This is a genomic window from Mesorhizobium sp. M4B.F.Ca.ET.203.01.1.1 (assembly GCF_004791025.1).
Lineage (GTDB): Bacteria > Pseudomonadota > Alphaproteobacteria > Rhizobiales > Rhizobiaceae > Mesorhizobium > Mesorhizobium abyssinicae.
Window position 1 is genome coordinate 1 of record NZ_SRUO01000275.1, and the last position, 286, is coordinate 286.

The 286-nt window shown below is 55.6% G+C and carries 1 protein-coding gene; it reads left to right on the forward strand.

The features are described 5' to 3' along the window. On the forward strand, window positions 1–286 hold a 286-nt coding region (locus tag EN846_RS34665; protein ID WP_245518781.1), incomplete at both ends, for a LysR substrate-binding domain-containing protein.

The window sequence follows — 286 nt, forward strand, 5'->3', positions numbered from 1 at the left end:
GGATCGTCGCGCTTGGCACCCCGAGATTTGCCTCCGAGCATGGCATTTCCAGAGTCGAAGATTTATTGGGGGCGCCCTTGATTCATTTGAGCAGCGAGGAAACCGGTTGGACGAATTGGAACGATTGGTTTCAAGCGCTTGGCAAAGGAAATCCCAAGGGCCGGAAATTCTCCGTCAACAACTATATGATTGCGCTGCAGGCAGCTCAGGATGATGTCGGTGCGGTGCTTGGCTGGGACGGGTTGGTGGAAAGCCTGATGCGCGAGCGGCGCCTGGTTAAACTGGT